The sequence below is a fragment of the Sphingomonas nostoxanthinifaciens genome (assembly GCF_019930585.1).
Classification (GTDB): Bacteria; Pseudomonadota; Alphaproteobacteria; order Sphingomonadales; family Sphingomonadaceae; genus Sphingomonas_I; species Sphingomonas_I nostoxanthinifaciens.
Map to the genome: position 1 here is coordinate 3,843,271 of NZ_CP082839.1, position 16,811 is coordinate 3,860,081.

The following is a 16,811-nucleotide window of genomic DNA, read 5'->3' on the forward strand; positions in this document are numbered from 1 at the left end:
TTCTCTTGCGATAAGCGAATCCGATGCATTTTCTCGACCAGGCCAAGATCTTCGTCCGCTCCGGTGCCGGCGGCCCCGGCGCGGTGTCGTTCCGGCGCGAAAAATATATCGAATATGGCGGCCCCAACGGCGGTAACGGCGGCAAGGGCGGCGACATCATCTTCGAGGCGGTCACCGGCCTCAACACGCTGATCGATTTTCGCTACACCCAGCACTTCCGCGCACCGCGCGGCGAAAGCGGGGCCGGCACCAACCGCACCGGCGCGGGCGGCGAAGACCTGATCATCAAGGTGCCGGTCGGCACGCAGGTGCTGTCGGAAGACAAGGAAGAGATACTCGCCGATTTCACCAAGCCGGGCGAGCGCGTGGTGTTCCTGCGCGGCGGCGACGGCGGACGAGGCAATGCCAGCTACAAGACCTCGACCAACCGCGCGCCGCGCCAGCACGGGCCCGGCTGGCCGAGCCAGGAAATGTATGTCTGGCTGCGGCTGAAGCTGCTCGCCGATGCCGGGCTGGTCGGCCTGCCCAATGCCGGCAAGTCGACCTTCATCAATGCCGTCACCAACGCCGCGGCGAAGGTGGGCGATTATCCCTTCACCACCATCCGCCCGCAGCTCGGCGTCGCCAGCCGCCACGGCCGCGAATTCGTGATCGCCGACATTCCCGGCCTGATCGAGGGGGCTGCCGACGGCGCCGGCATCGGCGACCGCTTCCTCGGCCATATCGAGCGCTGCCGGATCCTGCTGCATCTGGTCGACGGCACGCAGGACGATCCGATCGAGGCGTGGCGCGTCGTGCGCGGCGAACTCGACGCCTATGGCGCCGGGCTGGAGGACAAGCCCGAGATCCTGGCGCTGAACAAGGTCGATGCGCTCGACCCGAAGGACGTGGCCAAGATCGCGAAGAAGCTCGCCAAGGCATCGGGCGTCGAGCCGCTCCTGCTGTCCGGCGCGGGCGGCACCGGCGTGGACGAGGCGCTCGACCGGATCGTCGCGGCGCTCGCCCCGATCGAGGCGAAGGAAGCGCCCGAACCCGACACGTGGTCGCCGGTCTAGGCGCAGCCGCATGACGATCGCCGATCGGTTCGCGCCCGCCGCCTGCCCGCGCCTCGTCGTCAAGATCGGCTCGGCCCTGCTTGTCGACCCGGCCGGTGCGATCCGCCGCGACTGGCTGGCGGGTATCGTCGCCGACGTCGCCGAACGCGTGCGTGCCGGCCAGCAGGTGGCGATCGTCTCGTCGGGCGCGATCGCGCTCGGCGCACGGCGGCTCGGCCTTGCCAAGGGCGGCCGCGCGAGCCTCGAGGATGCGCAGGCCGCCGCCGCGACCGGCCAGATCGGCCTCAGCCACGCCTGGGCCGAGCTGCTCCACGCCGAAGGCCTCACCGCCGCGCAGATGCTGGTGACGCTCGACGATCTGGAGGATCGCCGCCGCTACCTCAACGCCTCGGCGACGCTCGACCGGCTGCTGGCGCTCGGCGTGGTGCCGGTCATCAACGAAAACGACTCGGTTGCGACCGAGGAGATCCGCTTCGGCGACAACGATCGGCTGGCGGCGCGCATCGCGCAGGCGTCGGGCGCGCAGGGCGTGATCCTGCTGTCCGACATCGACGGGCTCTACACCGCCAATCCGCAGCGCGATCCCGCCGCGACGCTCGTGCCCGTGGTCGAGGAGATCGATGCGCGCATCCGCGCGATGGCGGATGGCGGCTCGGCCTCCGGCATGGGATCGGGCGGGATGGTGTCGAAGCTCGCGGCGGCCAAGATCGCGCAGACCGGCGGCGCGCATCTCGCCATCGTATCGGGCAAGCGCGACCGCCCGCTCTCTGCCTTCGTCGCCGACGGGCGCGGCACCTTGTTCGTGGCGCGACCGAGCACGAGCGCGCGCAAGGCGTGGCTCGCCGGGCGACTGACCGCGCGCGGCTGGATCGTGGTCGATCCGGGCGCCGTCGAGGCGCTGCGGCAGGGCGCGAGCCTGCTCGCTGCCGGCGCACGGCGGGTGGAGGGCGCGTTCGCGCGCGGCGACGTGATCGAGATCGCCGACGAGGGCGGCGGCCCGATCGCGCGCGGCCTGTCCGAATATGACGCCGCCGACGCGCGCCGCATCGCCGGCCGCCGCAACGACGCCCAAGCCGAGCTGCTCGGCTATGCCCCGCGCGCGGCCCTGGTGCATCGCGACCATCTGGTGCTGCTGTGATGCGGCTGGCGGTGACCGGGGGCACCGGCTTCGTCGGCTCGACCCTGATCGAGCGCGCGCTCGCCGCCGGGCATCAGGTGCGGGCGCTTGCCCGGCGCGAGCAGCCGCCGCGTGCTGGCGTTGCCTGGGTGCCCGGCGCACTCGACCGGCCGGCGAGCCTCGCAGCCTTGGTCGAGGGTTGCGACGCGGTGATCCACATCGCCGGGGTCATCAATGGCGACGCCGCCGCCTTCGCGAAGGGCAATATCGCCGGCACCGACGCAATGGTTGCCGCGGCGAGCGCAGCCGGTATCCGGCGCTTCGTCCACGTCTCGTCGCTTGCGGCACGCGAGCCGCAGCTTTCGACCTACGGCTGGTCGAAGCGCGAGTCTGAGGATCCGGTGGTCGCGGCCGGTGGCGACTGGACGATCATCCGTCCGCCGGCAATCTACGGCCCGCGCGACCGCGAGATGCTCGAGCTCTTCCGCTGGGCACGGCGCAGGGTGGTGCCGCTGCCGCCGGGCGTGCGCCTGTCGCTGATCGCGGTCGAGGATCTTGCCGACCTGATGCTCGTCTGTCTCGACGCATCCGCGAGCTTCAACCGCCTGTACGAGCCCGACGACGGCCGCTCGGGCGGCTGGCCCGCGCCCGAGCTCGCGCGCGCCATCGGCCAAGCGGTCGGGCGGCGCGTGCTGCCTCTGTCGATCCCCAAGGTGCTGCTGCTGGCCGGCTCGTGGGCGGACCGCACCATCCGTCGCGACAAGGCCAAGCTGACGCGCGACCGCGTCGCCTATTTCTGCCACCCCGACTGGACCGCCGCGCCGCATGCCCGCCCGCCCGCCGACTTGTGGCAGCCGAAGATCGACGGCGCGACCGGCCTCGCCGCCACTGCGCGCTGGTACGAGCAAGCAGGCTGGCTCTAGCGGCCACGGGCCATATCGCCGCCGCATTCGCTTGGCAGAGGCGCCCCTCCTTCCGTAAGACATGGACCCCATGAGCGACCGCGACCAGATCTTCACCCGCGTGACCCAGCAGATCGCGCCGTTCAACAAGAAGGGCGTCGCGCTGACCGACGCGACCACCTTCAGCGGCGACCTCGAATGGGACAGCCTGACGGTGATGGACTTCGTGGCGGCGGTCGAGGACGAGTTCGACATCCTCATCACCATGAACATGCAGGCCGAAATCGAGACGATCGGACAATTGGTCGACGCCGTCGCCAAGCTGCAGGACGAAGCCGCCGCATGACCGACGCGATCGACACGCCCGAGGATGTGAGCCTCGCCAACCTGCCGAGCCCGGCGGGCAATCACGATCTGCTTGCCAAGTTCCAGCCGCTGATCCGCGAGCGCGAGGCATTGCTCGCCACCGGCGTGCGCGATCCGTTCGCGATCGTGATGACCGAGGTGAAGTCGCCCACGCTGGCGGTGATCCAGGGTCGCGAGACGATCCTGCTCGGCACCTACAATTATATGGGCATGACGTTCGATCCGGACGTCGTCGCGGCCGGCAAGCGCGCGCTCGACGAATTCGGTGCCGGTACCACTGGCAGCCGCGTGCTGAACGGCACCTATCAGGGCCACGCCGAGGTCGAGGCCGCCCTCCGCGAGTTCTACGGGACCAAGAGCGCGATCGTCTTCTCGACCGGCTACCAGGCCAATCTCGGCGTGATCTCGACGCTGGCGGGCAAGGGCGACTACATCATCCTCGACGCCGACAGCCATGCGTCGATCTACGACGGCTGCTGGCTCGGCAATGCCGATATCGTGCGCTTCCGCCACAATTCGGTCGAGGATCTCGACAAGCGCCTCGGCCGCCTGCCCAAGGAGGCCGGCAAGCTGGTCGTGCTGGAAGGCGTCTATTCGATGTTCGGCGACATCGCACCGCTGCCCGAGATGGTGGCGGTCGCGAAGAAGCACGGCGCGATGATCCTGTGCGACGAGGCGCACGGCATGGGCTTCTTCGGCAAGAACGGCCGCGGCGTGTACGAGGAACTGGGGGTCGAGGACGATATCGATTTCGTCGTCGGCACCTTCTCCAAGTCGGTCGGCACCGTCGGCGGCTTCTGCGTCTCGGACCATCCCGATTTCGAGGTGCTGCGCCTCGTCTGCCGGCCCTATGTCTTCACTGCCTCGCTGCCGCCGAGCGTGGTCGCGACCGCCGCCACCTCGATCCGCAAGCTGATGCACGCCGCCGACAAGCGCGCGCATTTGTGGAAGAACAGCCGGCGGCTGCATGCCGGCCTGCGCGAGATGGGCTACACCATCGCCACCGAGACCGCGCAGTCGGCGATCATCGCGGTGATGATGCCCGACCAGCAGACCACCGTTCTGCTGTGGCAGGCGCTGCTGGAAGGCGGCCTCTACGTGAACATGGCGCGCCCGCCGGCGACCCCGGCCGGCACCTATTTGCTGCGCTGCTCGCTGTGCGCCGAGCATTCGGACGCGCAGGTCGACCAGATCCTCGGCATCTTCGCGGCGGCGGGCCGGGCGGTCGGCTGCATCGGCTGATATGCTCCGGCGCATGGCGCCGGGCGGTCAATCGACCAGCAGCAGGCGCTCCGCCGCCGCCATATAGTCGCGCGTGATCGGCAGCGTGGTGCGGTCGCGCACATATTGCAGCTGATAGTTCAGCATCTGCCCGTTGAAGAAGCCGGTCGCCGATCCGGCGAGGTAGAATTCCCACATGCGGTAGAAGCGCGCATCGTACATCGCCTCGATCTCGGGGCGGTGCGCCTGCGTGCGCCGCAGCCAATGTTCCAGCGTGTAGCCATAATGAAGCCGCAGCGACTCGACATCGGAGCAGATCATCCGCGCCGATTCGGCCGCCTCCGCAATCTCCGACAGGCTCGGTATATATCCGCCGGGGAAGATATACTTCGTGGTCCACGCGTCGGTCGGCCGACGCGTCCCCATGCGCCCGATCGTATGCAGCAGCATCACGCCGTCCTCGGCGAGCAGGCGACGACACTTGGAGAAGAAGGTGCGGAAATGGGCCGGGCCGACATGCTCGAACATGCCGACCGAGACGATCCGGTCGAACCGTCCTTCCAGCGCGCGATAGTCGACCAGCTCGAACTTCACGTGATCGGCGACGCCCGCGGCCGCGGCGCGCTCGCGCGCGATCTTGAGCTGCTCTTCCGACAGCGTGATCCCGAGCACATCGACGCCCGTGGTGCGATGGAGATAGAGCGCCATGCCGCCCCAGCCGCAGCCGATGTCGAGCACGCGCTGGCCGGGCTTCAGGTACAATTTGGCGGCGATGTGCGCCTTCTTGTCCAGCTGTGCCTGCTCGAGCGTCTCGTGCGCGGGGTCGGTGAAGTAGGCGCAGCTATATTGGCGATCGGCGTCGAGGAAGAGATCGTAGAGCTTGGCCGACAGATCGTAATGATGCGCGACGTTCCGCTTCGACCGACGCTCATGGTTCAGCGTCCGCAACCAGCCGAACGTATCGCCGAAGAAGCGCCTGCGCGACTCCAGCCGGCGCTTGGCGCCACGCGTCTCGAACCGCGTGTTCCAGGTGACGAGATCGAGCAAAGCATGGACATCGCCCCGCTCCATCAACAGCCGGCCGTCCATATAGGCCTCGCCGGCGCCGAGCGACGGTCGTGCGACGATGCGCGACGGGGTCCGCCTGTCAATGAACCGGATGACGACCGGATCACGGCCGGGATGGGGTGCGCCATAGCGATGTTCGCCGCCGTGGCGGTCGATCGCGGTGAGTTCGCCTGCCTTGATCAACCGGGTAAAGGCCCGGTCGAACAGCCCCATTCCTGCCGCCATCTACGTCAGACCACCGCCATTTCACGATCGCGCTGGGCGCGGCTCTTCTTTTCGGATGCGGACTTGAGCTGGCCGCACGCCGCCATGATGTCGCGGCCGCGCGGGCTGCGCACCGGCGCGGAGATGCCCGCCTCGAACACGATGTCCGAGAAACGCCGGATCCGCTCGGCCGTCGAGCATTCGTAGTTCGACCCCGGCCACGGATTGAACGGGATCAAATTCACCTTCGCCGGCAGCTTGTGCTTGCGCAGCAGGCGGACGAGTTCGTGCGCGTCAGCGTCGCTGTCGTTCTTGTCCTTCAGCATCACATATTCGAAGGTGATGCGGCGCGCATTGTTCGCGCCCGGATAGGCGGCGCAAGCGGCGAGAAGATCGTCCAGCCCGTATTTCTTGTTGAGCGGCACCAGCTCGTCGCGCACGTCCTTGGTGACGGCGTGGAGCGAGACCGCCAGATTGACGCCGATTTCCTCGCCCGCGCGCGCCATCATCGGGATCACGCCGCTGGTGGAGAGCGTGATGCGCCGCTTGGATAGAGCGAGCCCGTCGCCATCCATCACTAGCTTCAGTGCATCGCGGACATTGTCGAAATTGTAGAGCGGCTCGCCCATGCCCATCAGCACGATGTTGGTGAGCAATCGCCCCTCGGGCTGGCTGGGCCATTCGCCCAGCGTGTCGCGCGCGAGCATGACCTGGCCGACGATCTCGCCCGCCGTCAGATTGCGGACCAGCCGCATCGTGCCGGTATGGCAGAAGGAGCAGTTGAGCGTGCACCCCACTTGGCTCGACACGCAGAGCGTGCCGCGATCGGCGTCGGGGATGAACACCATCTCGTAATCCTGGCCGTCGTCCGAGCGCAGCAGCCACTTGCGCGTGCCGTCGCTCGAAAGCTGCGCCTCGACCACCTCGGGCCGGCCGATCACGAATCGCTCGATCAGCCACGGATGCATCGCCTTGGCGATGTCGGTCATCACCGTGAAATCGGTGGCGCCGCGATTGTAGATCCAGTGCCACAATTGCTTGGCGCGCAGCTTCGCCTGCTTGGGATCGAGCCCGGCGTCGATCAGCAGCGCGCGCAGATTCTCGCGCGGCAAGCCCATCAGGTCGACGCGGCCGTCGGCGCGCGCAACCGCGGGGCGCGGCACGGGGACGGGATCGACCAGACCGGGAATGGGCATCGGCGCGTTCATTGACGAACGCCATATAGCGCCGAAGTGCGGCGGCAAAAGGGCTGTCAGCGCGTGCCGCACGCCAGGATCGCCGCATCGATCGCGCTCGGCGCGCCCGCGAGATCGTAGACGTCGCCGAATGCCCGCCCGCGGGCGCCGGTCGCGCGCACCTCCAGCCGGTTCGCGGCCCGCACCGCGGCGAGGATGCGCAGTTCTTCGCGCGGGCTATCCGCGAATGCGCCGTCCGAGTTCGCACGCAATACGAACGTGCGGCCGGCGGCAAGCAACGTCACCGGCGCGCGCGACTCGAACGGGTGGCTCAGCCGGACGAACAAGGCCACCGGCACGGCCGCGTCCACGCGCCGGGTGAAAGCGAGGAACGGCGGCTCCGCCCCGCCGGCGCGCTCGCGCGGCAAGGCGACCGCGAAACAGGTCGCACCCTCGCGGAACGCCGCCCAGCCGCCATAGCGGCCGATCAGCACCCGCCCCGGCTGCGGCGCATTGGCGACGAGCGCGAGCGCGAACAGCCCTGTCCAGCGCAAATCCATCACACCCCGATGCGCAAGGGACGCAGGAAACGCAATTGTCGCGAAGCTACTGGCACGTCCAAGCGTCAGCGCTATAACGATCGTCCAAGAGTGTGTGGGGCGAATGATGAAGGCGACGATCGAGCGGGCGACCCTTTTGAAGAGCCTGGGCCATGTCCAATCGGTGGTCGAACGGCGTAATACGATTCCGATCCTGTCGAACGTGCTGATCGAGGCGGGGCCGGACGGGCTGCGGCTGATGGCGACCGACCTCGATCTGCAGATCGTCGAGCAGATCCCGGCGCAGGTCGAGACGCAGGGCGCGACCACGGTTTCGGCGCACACATTGTTCGACATCGCGCGCAAGCTGTCCGAAGGCTCGCAGGTCCAGCTGTCGGCGGCCGAGGGCAAGATGCTGGTGGTGGCGGGCCGCGCCCGCTTCAACCTGCAGACGCTGCCGCGCGAGGATTTCCCGGTGATCGCCGAAGGCGAGCTGCCGACGCGCTTCGACCTGCCAGCCGAGACGCTGAAGCAGATCATCGACAAGACGCGCTTCGCCATCTCGACCGAGGAGACGCGTTATTATCTGAACGGCATCTTCCTCCACGTCGCCGACGATGCGACGCCGGTGCTGAAGGCGGCCGCGACCGACGGCCACCGCCTCGCCCGCGTGACGGTGCCGCGCCCCGACGGCGCCGAGGGGATGCCCGACGTCATCATTCCGCGCAAATGCGTCGCCGAACTGCGCAAGCTGCTCGACGAGGTCGACGGTTCGGTCGAAGTGTCGCTCTCGCCCACCAAGATCCGCTTCGGCCTCGGCACCGCGATCCTCACCTCGAAGCTGATCGACGGCACCTTTCCCGATTATTCGCGCGTCATCCCGACCGCGAACGACAAGTTGCTCAAGCTCGATCCGCGCAGCTTCGAGGACGGCGTCGACCGCGTCGCCACGATCGCCAGCGAGAAGACCCGCGCGGTCAAGATGGCGCTCGAGCGCGACAAGATCACCCTGTCGGTCACCAGCCCGGAGAACGGCACGGCGGCCGAAGAAGTGCCGGGCGACTATACCTCGCTGCCGTTCGAGATCGGCTTCAACGCGCGCTATCTGCTCGACATCCTCGCGCAGATCGACGGCGACATGGTCGAGGTCCATCTCGCCGACGCCGCCGCGCCGACCCTGATTCGCGAGAACGACACCGCGCCCGCGCTCTACGTGCTGATGCCGATGCGCGTCTGACCGGCCGCTTGCCGGAAGTAGGGAATTTCCTTACCTTGATGGCATGATCCACAGCCGGCTCAGCAGCAAGGCCCAGACCACCATTCCCCGTGCGGTGCGCGCCGCTTTGGGCGTGAAGGAAGGGGATCGGCTGGCCTATCAGATCGACGGCGACCGCGTCATCGTGACGCGCGCGGCGCCCGTGTCGGCCGATCCGTTCGATAATCCGTTCGCGATGTTCACCGAATGGGCGGACGAACTCGACTCGGTCTACGACGATCTTTGAGGCGGGAAGCATCGTGCGGGTGCCCTTCCCGCACGTCGAGCGCCCAGTAATGGTGCCCAGGCCCGCGCTGGTCGTGTCGAAGCGTCCTCTCGGACTGGAAGGGCTGCTCATCTGGACGATGATGATCACCAACGCAGATCGGGCGGCATGGCCCGGGGACGTGCCGATCGACGACTGGCAGGGGCTTGGTCTGCTTATCCCGTCCAAGGTACGCACCGCGAAGATCGCCGCCGTCGAGGCCGGCGCCGCGACCCTACTCGGCCGGCTCGATGCGCTAACTTGGCGGACCGTTCGTGATCACGTTCACGCCGCTTTGTTCGACGGGCCGTGACGCTCACCCGCCTCGCGCTCACCGACTTCCGCAATCATGCCGATCTGGTGATCGCCCCCGGGCCGGGGCTGGTGATCCTCACCGGCGAGAATGGCGCGGGCAAGACCAACATCCTCGAGGCGGTGTCGCTGCTGGCGCCCGGCCGCGGCCTGCGCGGTGCGGCCCTGTCCGAAATGGCGCGCGGCGACGGGCCGGGCGGTTTCGCGATCGCAACGACGCTCGACGCCGAGGCGACCCTCGGCACCGGCACGCTCGCGGCGGCGCCCGAGCGGCGGCAGGTCCGGATCAACGGCGCCGGGGCGGCCGCGGCGGCGCTGGGCGAGTGGCTCGCTTTGTTGTGGCTCACGCCGGCGATGGACCGGTTGTTCGCCGAGAGCGCCGGCGGCCGGCGGCGCTTCCTCGACCGGCTGGTGCTCGCACGCGATCCCGGCCACGCCACCCGCGCGACCCGCTACGAAGCCGCGATGCGCGCGCGCAACAAATTGCTCGCCGAGCCGGACGGCACCGATCCAGCGTGGCTGTCCGCGCTGGAGGCGGGAATGGCCGAGCATGGCGCGGCGATCGCATCCGCGCGCGCGGCCACCGTCGCCGCGCTGGCGGCGCGGCTGATCGACCAGCCGCCGGGGCCGTTCGCGCGCGCCGGCATCGCGCTCACCGGCTGGCAGGCCGCGGCCGACGAACCCGCGCCGGCGCTGGCGGCGGAGCTGCGGGCGAGCCGCGGTCGCGATGCGGCGGCAGGGCGCGCGCTCGCCGGGCCGCATCGCTCCGACCTTGCCGTGACGCATCTCGACAAGGGGCTGCCGGCCGCACTCTGCTCGACCGGCGAGCAGAAGGCACTGCTGCTCGGTCTGCTGCTCGCCCATGCCGATCTGGTGGCGGCGGCGCGCGGCAGCCGGCCGATCCTGCTGCTGGACGAGGTGGCGGCGCATCTCGATCCGCGCCGCCGCGCCGCCTTGTTCGAGCGGCTCGACTCGGCGGGCGGCCAGGTATGGATGACCGGCACCGAGCCCGCGCCGTTTGCCGACGCCCCCGCCGGCGCGTGGCTGCTGGCGCTCGGGCCGCCGCCGATCGTATAGAAGAATTCAACCTTTCCTGTGGCATCGTGGTCGTGGCTATTCTACCGACCGCGCCGTACCGACGACCGCGGAGAGGGTCGGTGTGCACGGGTGAGAACGGCGCCGAAGCGCGCCCGGTTCGCGGGGCCGGCGGCGTCGGGCGAAGGAGAATGTGGTGACGAAGAACCTGATTTTCGTCCTGATCCTGTTCTTCGTGGCCTATGTCCCGCTGTACATGATGGCGACCGCGCAGCTGCGGCGGCTGATCGGCCCCAATTTCGCGGTGTCGTTCTGCATCGCGACCATCGCGGAGTTCGTGCTTCCCTCCGCGGAATACTTCTTCCCGGTCCTGCTGGTCATCTTCGTGGCATCGGTCCGTGATCGCATGGATGCGATGTGCCGCTACGTACTGTTCACCGCGCTGATCCCGTTCGTGGGGTGGAGCGCGCATATCGGGCCGGCCTACATCACCCAATTCTACACGTCCGACGTGCTGGGGCTGGGCGTGGTCCTCGCGCTGAAGCTGCGATTCGGCGCCGAAGAGCGTATGCGCGGCCCGCGCGGCTTCACCGCCGAAGACGGCGTGGTGCTGGTGACGTTCCTGATCCTGTGGCTGGGCATCGGCCGCTTCCCATCGACCAGCGGCTTCCTGCGCAACCTGACGGCGCAGGCGCTGCTGATGGTCTTCCCGTATTGGCTGCTGCGCCGCTACGTCCGCGACACGCGCGAATTCGCCCAGCTGATCGGCGTGTTCGGCGCCTCCTCGATCATTCTCGCGGTCTATGCCGTCTATGAAGCGCGCACCACATGGTCGCTGTTCGACTATGTGTCGATGCATCTCGGCACGACCAGCGGCATGTCCAAGAATGCTGGCCTGCGCGGCGGTGCGCTGCGTGCGTCGGTGACGATGATGACGCCGCTGAACCTTGCTTGCTACATGTCGCTGGGGCTGCTCGCGATCGCCTGCACCAAGCGGCTCTACCGCACCGGGATCGCGCATTTCGGATTTCTCGTGCTGGCGCTGCTCGGGCTGCTCGCGCCGCAATCGCGCGGCAACCTCGCCTGCGTGGTGTTCGGCGTGCTGATGCTGTGCGTGGTCTGGCGCAAATGGGGCTATGTCGTCGCGACCCTGGGCACCGCATTGCTGGGCAGCGTCGCGCTGCTGGCGATCGCGAAGGTCTCGCCGCGCGTATCGGCATTCCTCAACCTCGACGCGCAGCCGGTGGCCGGGCAATATTACGATTATCGTCAGCTGCTGCTGCATCGCGGCATGCAGGAAGGCTGGCAGCATCCGATCCTCGGCCAGTCGCTCAGCACGGTGTTCGACCATCTGGCCGACATCCAGCAGGGCGAGCACATCGTCGATCTGGTCAACACCTACCTCACCTTCTTCCTGACATCGGGTCTGGTCGGCATGGTGCCGCTGACGCTGCTGGTCCTCGCTTCGCTCCGCAAGGCGATCACGGGCTTCCCGGCGCGCGCGGATCCTGCCTTCGAGCGGGTGCGCGCCTTCTGCTTCGCCGGCCTCGCGATGGTGCTGATCGAACTCGCCTTCATGAGCTTCATCGACCGTATTCCCTATATGCTGCTGCTGGCGCTTGCCGGCTCGCGGCTGGTGGGCGCGGAGAAGCGCGCGGTGGCGCGGGATGCCCGCGCGCCGCGTGCCATTCGCGCCTCGGCACCGGCTGGCCCGCTGGCGACCGGCGCGGCATGATGCAAACTGTGCCAATCCGACGGGCACCACGTCTTTCCTAGGGTGGTCGCAGCAGCTGCGGCCCTCCCCGAGACCGCCCCTGGAGTCGATTGCATGCGGATTACGTTCATCGCCCCCCAAGCCGACGCCTCGGGCGGGGCGCGGGTCGTCCATATCTATGCCGAGAAATTGCGGGCGCGCGGACATGAGGTGACGGTGGTGATGCGACCGCCGCATCCGCGCACGCTCCGCCAGCGCCTGTCCTCGCTGGTCAAGGGCAAGGGCTGGCCGGCGCGCGTGCCCACGCTCGCCACGCATTTCGATCCCACGCGCTACACCATCCGCACGATCGATCGCGTGCGGCCGATGGTGCCGTCCGACCTGCCGGATGCCGACGTGGTGATCGCGACCTGGTGGGAAACGGCCGAGTGGATGCTGGCCATGCCGCCGTCGAAGGGGCGTCATTTCCACCTGATCCAGCATTACGAGGCGTTCGACAACATCCCCAAGGCGCGCGTCGATGCGGTGCTGGTCGCGCCGAGCTTCAAGATCGCGATCTCGCGCTGGATCGAGGAATTGCTGCGCGAGCGATTCGGCTGCATCGATGTCGCGCTGGTGATGAACAGCGTCGATACCGACCAGTTTCATGCCCCGCCGCGCGGCCGCCAGCCGCAGCCGACCGTCGGCATGCTGTACAGCGTCGCAGACTGGAAGGATTGCCGCACCGGCTTCGCCGCGTTCGAACGCTTCCGCAAGGCGGTGCCCGAGGCGCGCCTGATCGTGTTCGGCGGCTATCCCGTGGCGCCGCATCTGCCGTTGCCGGACGGCACCGAATTTCACATGCTGCCGCCGCAGGACCGGATCCGCGACATCTACGCCGCGTGCGACGTCTGGCTGTGCCCGAGCATGGTCGAGGGATTCGGCCTGCCGCCGCTGGAGGCGATGGCGTGTCGAACCCCGGTGATCACGACGCCGGTCGGCGCGTGGCCCGATCTGTTGAAGGAAGGCGAGAATGGCTTCCTCGTTCCGGTCGGCGATGCTGCTACAATGGCCGATCGGCTCCAGACCTTCTTCGCGCTGCCGGAGTCGACTTGGCGGCGTCTGTCCGACTGCGCCCATCATACCGCGACTGACTATAGCTGGGATGATGCGACTACTGCTTTGGAAGCAGTTCTAAAGCCGCGCATCAACAGATGAAATGCGGCGTTAACCATTTCGACTAAAGCAGTATTCATCTCGTTACGACTGCGAATGCCTGATTAGACCTCGGTCGTAGACTGTCTTTTTGGGCGCGTTGGGCGAGTTGTTAACTAGTGTCACGGTAAAGACTGCACATCGACAATCTGAGCGGTGAGACCCCGCGGGTGGTTCCTTCGAACCGACCTCCAGCAGATGGGATTTGTAGTGAAGTCAGCGTGGCAAGCAAGCCGCGTCAGCGCGATCGCGTTGACGTGTATGATGGTAAGCGCCTGCGGCGGCGGAAGCAGCGGCAGCAGCAGCGACGGAAGCCTTACGACCGAAGCCAAGAGCGCGGTCGCCGTCCAATCGACCAAGGAAATCGACGCCGGCCGCCTCGCCAAGCAGGCGACGTTCGGCGCCACCCCCGATCTCATCGCGCACATCGCTTCGGTCGGTTCCAGCGCATGGCTCGACGAGCAGTTCGCGCTGAGCTCCAGCACCTATAAGGATCTCGCGGTCGCGCCGGTTCGCAACCAGTGCAACGCCAATCCGATCGACGTGCCCTGCTATTATCGCTGGTTCAACCGCCAGAACGTCGCGATGCGGTTCTACTCGAACACGATCGGCCAGCCGGATCAGCTTCGCCAGCGTGTCGCGCTCGCGCTGTCCGAGTTCGTCGTCGCCTCGACCGATCCCATCACCGACGCGGCGGGCGTCGCCGCGTACAACCAGATCTTCCTGGACAATGCGTTCGGCAATTATCGCGACATCCTGCTTCAGGTCACGATGCTCGGCTTCATGGGCGACTATCTGAACATGTCGGGCAGCTCGCACGTCGCGCCGTCCGAGAATTACGCTCGCGAATTCCTGCAGCTGTTCTCGATGGGTCCGAACAAGCTCAACATGGATGGCTCGCTGGTCACCGACTCGACCGGTGCCGCGATCCCGAATTACACCGCTGCCGACATCGCCGGCGCGGCGAAGGCGCTGACCGGCTGGACGATCTACAAGCAGCCGGACAACAGCAACGACTACACGAAGCAGATGACGCAGGTCGCCGGCTTCTATGACACCGGCGCCAAGACCTTCCTCGGCGTCACCGTGCCGGCCGGCGTCAGCGAAGCGACCAGCGTGGCCGCGGTTATCGACGCCGCGTTCAACAACGCCTCGACCCCGCCCTACGTCGCCAAGCGGATGATCCAGCAGCTCGTCACGTCCAACCCGACGCCCGCCTATGTCGCGCGCGTCGCGGCGGTGTTCGTCAACAACGGCAACAGCGTTCGCGGCGACATGAAGGCGGTGGTTCGCGCCGTGCTGATGGACAGCGAAGCACGCATCGCCCCGAGCAGCACGAATGTCGGCAAGGTCAAGGAGCCGATCCTGCTGATGACCAGCATCGCGCGCGCTTCCGGCATGAAGTCGACCGACGGCGTGGTCTTCATCAACCGCGACAAGACGCTCGGCCAGATGATCATGCAGTCGCCGTCGGTGTTCAACTTCTACCCGCCGGACTTCCCGCTGCCGCAGAGCACGACCTTGTTCTCGCCGGTGTCCAAGCTGTTCACCACCGTCACGATCACGTCGCGCGACAACATGGTCTACGACTGGACGGTCAATTACGCGACGTCGGCCAAGGGCGAATTCCAGCCGATCAGCACCGTCATGGGTTCGACCGGCACGACCATCGACTGGTCGGGTTGGGAAGCGCTCGGCACCGACATCGCCGCGATGGTCGACCGCATCGACCTCATCATGATGAACCGCACGATGACCACGGCACAGCGCACCGCGCTCACCGCCGCGGCCGCCTCGGTCATCAACGCCGACCCCGCGACCCAGGCGCGCATGCGCGCCCAGGCCCTCATCTACATCGTGGGCACGAGCCCCCTTTTCCAGGTTGACCGCTGATGGACATGATGCTTTCCCGCCGCCAGCTCGGCAAGACGATCGGCATGACCGCGGCCGGCGCCGCCGCCTACAGCCAGCTCGGCCGTTCGGCCGCGCTCGCCACCGCCACCGACGGCTACCGCGCGATGGTCGGCATCTTCCTGTTCGGCGGCAACGACGGCTGGAACACGATCATCCCGTATGACGACAGCCGCTACGCCGCTTATGCCAGCGCCCGCAACAGCCAGATCGTGCTGGCCAAGGGCGATCTGGTTCCGCTGACCGGCTCCACCTATGCGCTCAACCCGGCACTGCAGCCGCTTCAGGCGGTGTGGAACGATGGCGGGATGAACGTGGTGCTGAACACCGGCACGCTCTACCAGCCGCTCACCAAGGATCAGTATCAGAACGCGCCGAACCTGCGGCCGGTCAACCTGATGAGCCATGCCGACGAGCAGGCGCACTGGCAGGGCCAGCGCGCGCGCGAGGCGAGCTCGGACGGCTATATGGGCCGGATCTACGATCGGTCGAGCCAGCCGGCGCTGCCGTCGCTGATCTCCTTCTACGGCTCGAACCTGATCTCGATGGGGCAGGCCTCCTCGCCACTGGTGCTCCCGTCGTCGGGTTCGCTCGTCCGCAAGGCCGCCAGCACCGCGACCGATCTGGCGACCAGCACCCGCAACAGCGCGATGAGCGCGCTGGCCGACGGATCGACCTACGGCACGGTCACCGCCACCACCGCGACCGGCATCTCGGCCGCGTTCGGCCAGGCGACCACCGCCAACGCCTTGTTCGCGGCGACCAGCAGCGTCGATCAGTATTTCGTCAACCCGACGACCGGCGCGGCGCTCAGCACCGACATCGCCAACCAGCTGAAGCGGGTTGCGCGCATGATCGAGGCACGCGGCACGCTCGGCCATTCGCGCCAGAGCTTCTTCGTCGGCCATGGCAGCTACGACACGCACACCGCGCAGCTCGCGCAGCAGAAGACTCTGCTGACCGATCTGGGCCTGGCGATCGCCGCTTTCTACAATGCGATGAAGGGCCTGGGCCTCAGCCAGAACGTCACCGCGTTCACGATGAGCGACTTCGGCCGCGTCTATGCCGGCAACGCGCAGGCGGGTTCGGATCATGCGTGGGGCAACAACCACCTGGTGATCGGCGGCGCGATCAAGCCGAAGACCGTCCACGGCGCCTATCCGTCGCAGGTGATGGGCGGTGCGGACGACGCGATCGGCGACGGCCGCTTCATCCCGACCATTGCGACCGAGGAATATCTCGGCGCGATCGCCCAGTGGCACGGTGTCGCCACTGCCGACATGCCCTACGTCTTCCCCAACTGGGCGACGTGGACCAGCAACGGGCGCGGGCCGATCGGCCTGTTCGCCTGACGACCAAGCGGACTGAGCGGGGCTGACCCTGCTCAGTCCAGCCGCGCCAGAAGGCGGGCAATATCCTCCGGCAAGGCGGGCGGCGACGCGAAGCTGCTTTTCAGCGCGCGTCGCAGCCCGTCATGC

General features: G+C 67.6%; 16 protein-coding genes. 13 read left to right on the forward strand and 3 right to left on the reverse strand.

Going from position 1 to position 16,811, the window contains the following annotated elements:
• Positions 1–23 precede the first annotated feature (23 nt).
• From obgE to spt, 5 genes are all read left to right on the forward strand, one after another.
• On the forward strand, positions 24–1,055 hold the full coding sequence (obgE, locus tag K8P63_RS18290; protein ID WP_223797417.1) for a GTPase ObgE: 1,032 nt from the start codon (positions 24–26) through the stop codon (positions 1,053–1,055).
• Positions 1,056–1,065: 10 nt separating this feature from the next.
• The gene (proB, locus tag K8P63_RS18295) at positions 1,066–2,193 is read left to right on the forward strand and encodes a glutamate 5-kinase (RefSeq protein WP_223797418.1); all 1,128 of its coding nucleotides are present in this window, start codon (positions 1,066–1,068) and stop codon (positions 2,191–2,193) included.
• Positions 2,193–3,095, forward strand: a complete 903-nt coding sequence (locus K8P63_RS18300) for an NAD-dependent epimerase/dehydratase family protein (RefSeq protein ID WP_223797419.1) — start codon at positions 2,193–2,195, stop codon at positions 3,093–3,095. Before proB ends, K8P63_RS18300 begins: the two co-directional genes overlap by 1 nt.
• Positions 3,096–3,165: 70 nt before the next feature.
• On the forward strand, positions 3,166–3,420 hold the full coding sequence (locus K8P63_RS18305; protein WP_223797420.1) for an acyl carrier protein: 255 nt from the start codon (positions 3,166–3,168) through the stop codon (positions 3,418–3,420).
• Entirely contained in the window at positions 3,417–4,682 is a 1,266-nt protein-coding gene (spt, locus tag K8P63_RS18310; RefSeq protein ID WP_223797421.1) for a serine palmitoyltransferase, read from the forward strand. The genes K8P63_RS18305 and spt overlap by 4 nt, the downstream gene beginning before the upstream one ends.
• A 27-nt stretch (positions 4,683–4,709) precedes the next feature.
• On the opposite strand, the gene K8P63_RS18315 is transcribed toward spt, so the two are convergent.
• From K8P63_RS18315 to K8P63_RS18325, 3 genes are read right to left on the reverse strand one after another with little or no spacing between them, the layout of a single operon-like run.
• Positions 4,710–5,942, reverse strand: coding sequence for an SAM-dependent methyltransferase (locus K8P63_RS18315; RefSeq protein ID WP_223797422.1), 1,233 nt, complete (start codon positions 5,940–5,942; stop codon positions 4,710–4,712).
• A gap of 17 nt (positions 5,943–5,959) precedes the next feature.
• A complete protein-coding gene (gene rlmN / locus K8P63_RS18320) occupies positions 5,960–7,141 on the reverse strand; it encodes a 23S rRNA (adenine(2503)-C(2))-methyltransferase RlmN (protein ID WP_223797423.1) in 1,182 nt (393 codons plus the stop codon).
• 44 nt (positions 7,142–7,185) lie between these two features.
• Positions 7,186–7,668 carry a hypothetical protein gene (locus K8P63_RS18325; protein ID WP_223797424.1) on the reverse strand — a complete coding sequence of 161 codons (483 nt, stop codon included), beginning with the start codon at positions 7,666–7,668 and terminating at the stop codon, positions 7,186–7,188.
• 106 nt (positions 7,669–7,774) lie between these two features.
• Between K8P63_RS18325 and dnaN the strand changes: the two genes are divergently transcribed.
• From dnaN to K8P63_RS18365, 8 genes are all read left to right on the forward strand, one after another.
• Positions 7,775–8,884, forward strand: coding sequence for a DNA polymerase III subunit beta (gene dnaN, locus K8P63_RS18330; RefSeq protein WP_223797425.1), 1,110 nt, complete (start codon positions 7,775–7,777; stop codon positions 8,882–8,884).
• Positions 8,885–8,927: 43 nt separating this feature from the next.
• Positions 8,928–9,149 carry an AbrB/MazE/SpoVT family DNA-binding domain-containing protein gene (locus K8P63_RS18335; RefSeq protein WP_223797426.1) on the forward strand — a complete coding sequence of 74 codons (222 nt, stop codon included), beginning with the start codon at positions 8,928–8,930 and terminating at the stop codon, positions 9,147–9,149.
• 49 nt (positions 9,150–9,198) lie between these two features.
• Complete coding sequence (locus tag K8P63_RS18340) at positions 9,199–9,480, forward strand: type II toxin-antitoxin system PemK/MazF family toxin (protein ID WP_263282661.1); 282 nt, start codon at positions 9,199–9,201, stop codon at positions 9,478–9,480.
• Positions 9,477–10,556 (forward strand): DNA replication/repair protein RecF, encoded by a 1,080-nt coding sequence (gene recF / locus K8P63_RS18345; protein WP_223797428.1) that lies wholly within the window; start codon positions 9,477–9,479, stop codon positions 10,554–10,556. The genes K8P63_RS18340 and recF overlap by 4 nt, the downstream gene beginning before the upstream one ends.
• Positions 10,557–10,710: 154 nt before the next feature.
• The gene (locus K8P63_RS18350; RefSeq protein ID WP_223797429.1) at positions 10,711–12,249 is read left to right on the forward strand and encodes an O-antigen ligase family protein; all 1,539 of its coding nucleotides are present in this window, start codon (positions 10,711–10,713) and stop codon (positions 12,247–12,249) included.
• Between the two features lie 93 nt (positions 12,250–12,342).
• Positions 12,343–13,425 (forward strand): glycosyltransferase family 4 protein, encoded by a 1,083-nt coding sequence (locus K8P63_RS18355; RefSeq protein WP_223797430.1) that lies wholly within the window; start codon positions 12,343–12,345, stop codon positions 13,423–13,425.
• Between the two features lie 261 nt (positions 13,426–13,686).
• Complete coding sequence (locus K8P63_RS18360; RefSeq protein ID WP_223797431.1) at positions 13,687–15,315, forward strand: DUF1800 family protein; 1,629 nt, start codon at positions 13,687–13,689, stop codon at positions 15,313–15,315.
• On the forward strand, positions 15,315–16,685 hold the full coding sequence (locus K8P63_RS18365) for a DUF1501 domain-containing protein (protein WP_223797432.1): 1,371 nt from the start codon (positions 15,315–15,317) through the stop codon (positions 16,683–16,685). The genes K8P63_RS18360 and K8P63_RS18365 overlap by 1 nt, the downstream gene beginning before the upstream one ends.
• Positions 16,686–16,811: the final 126 nt, after the last annotated feature.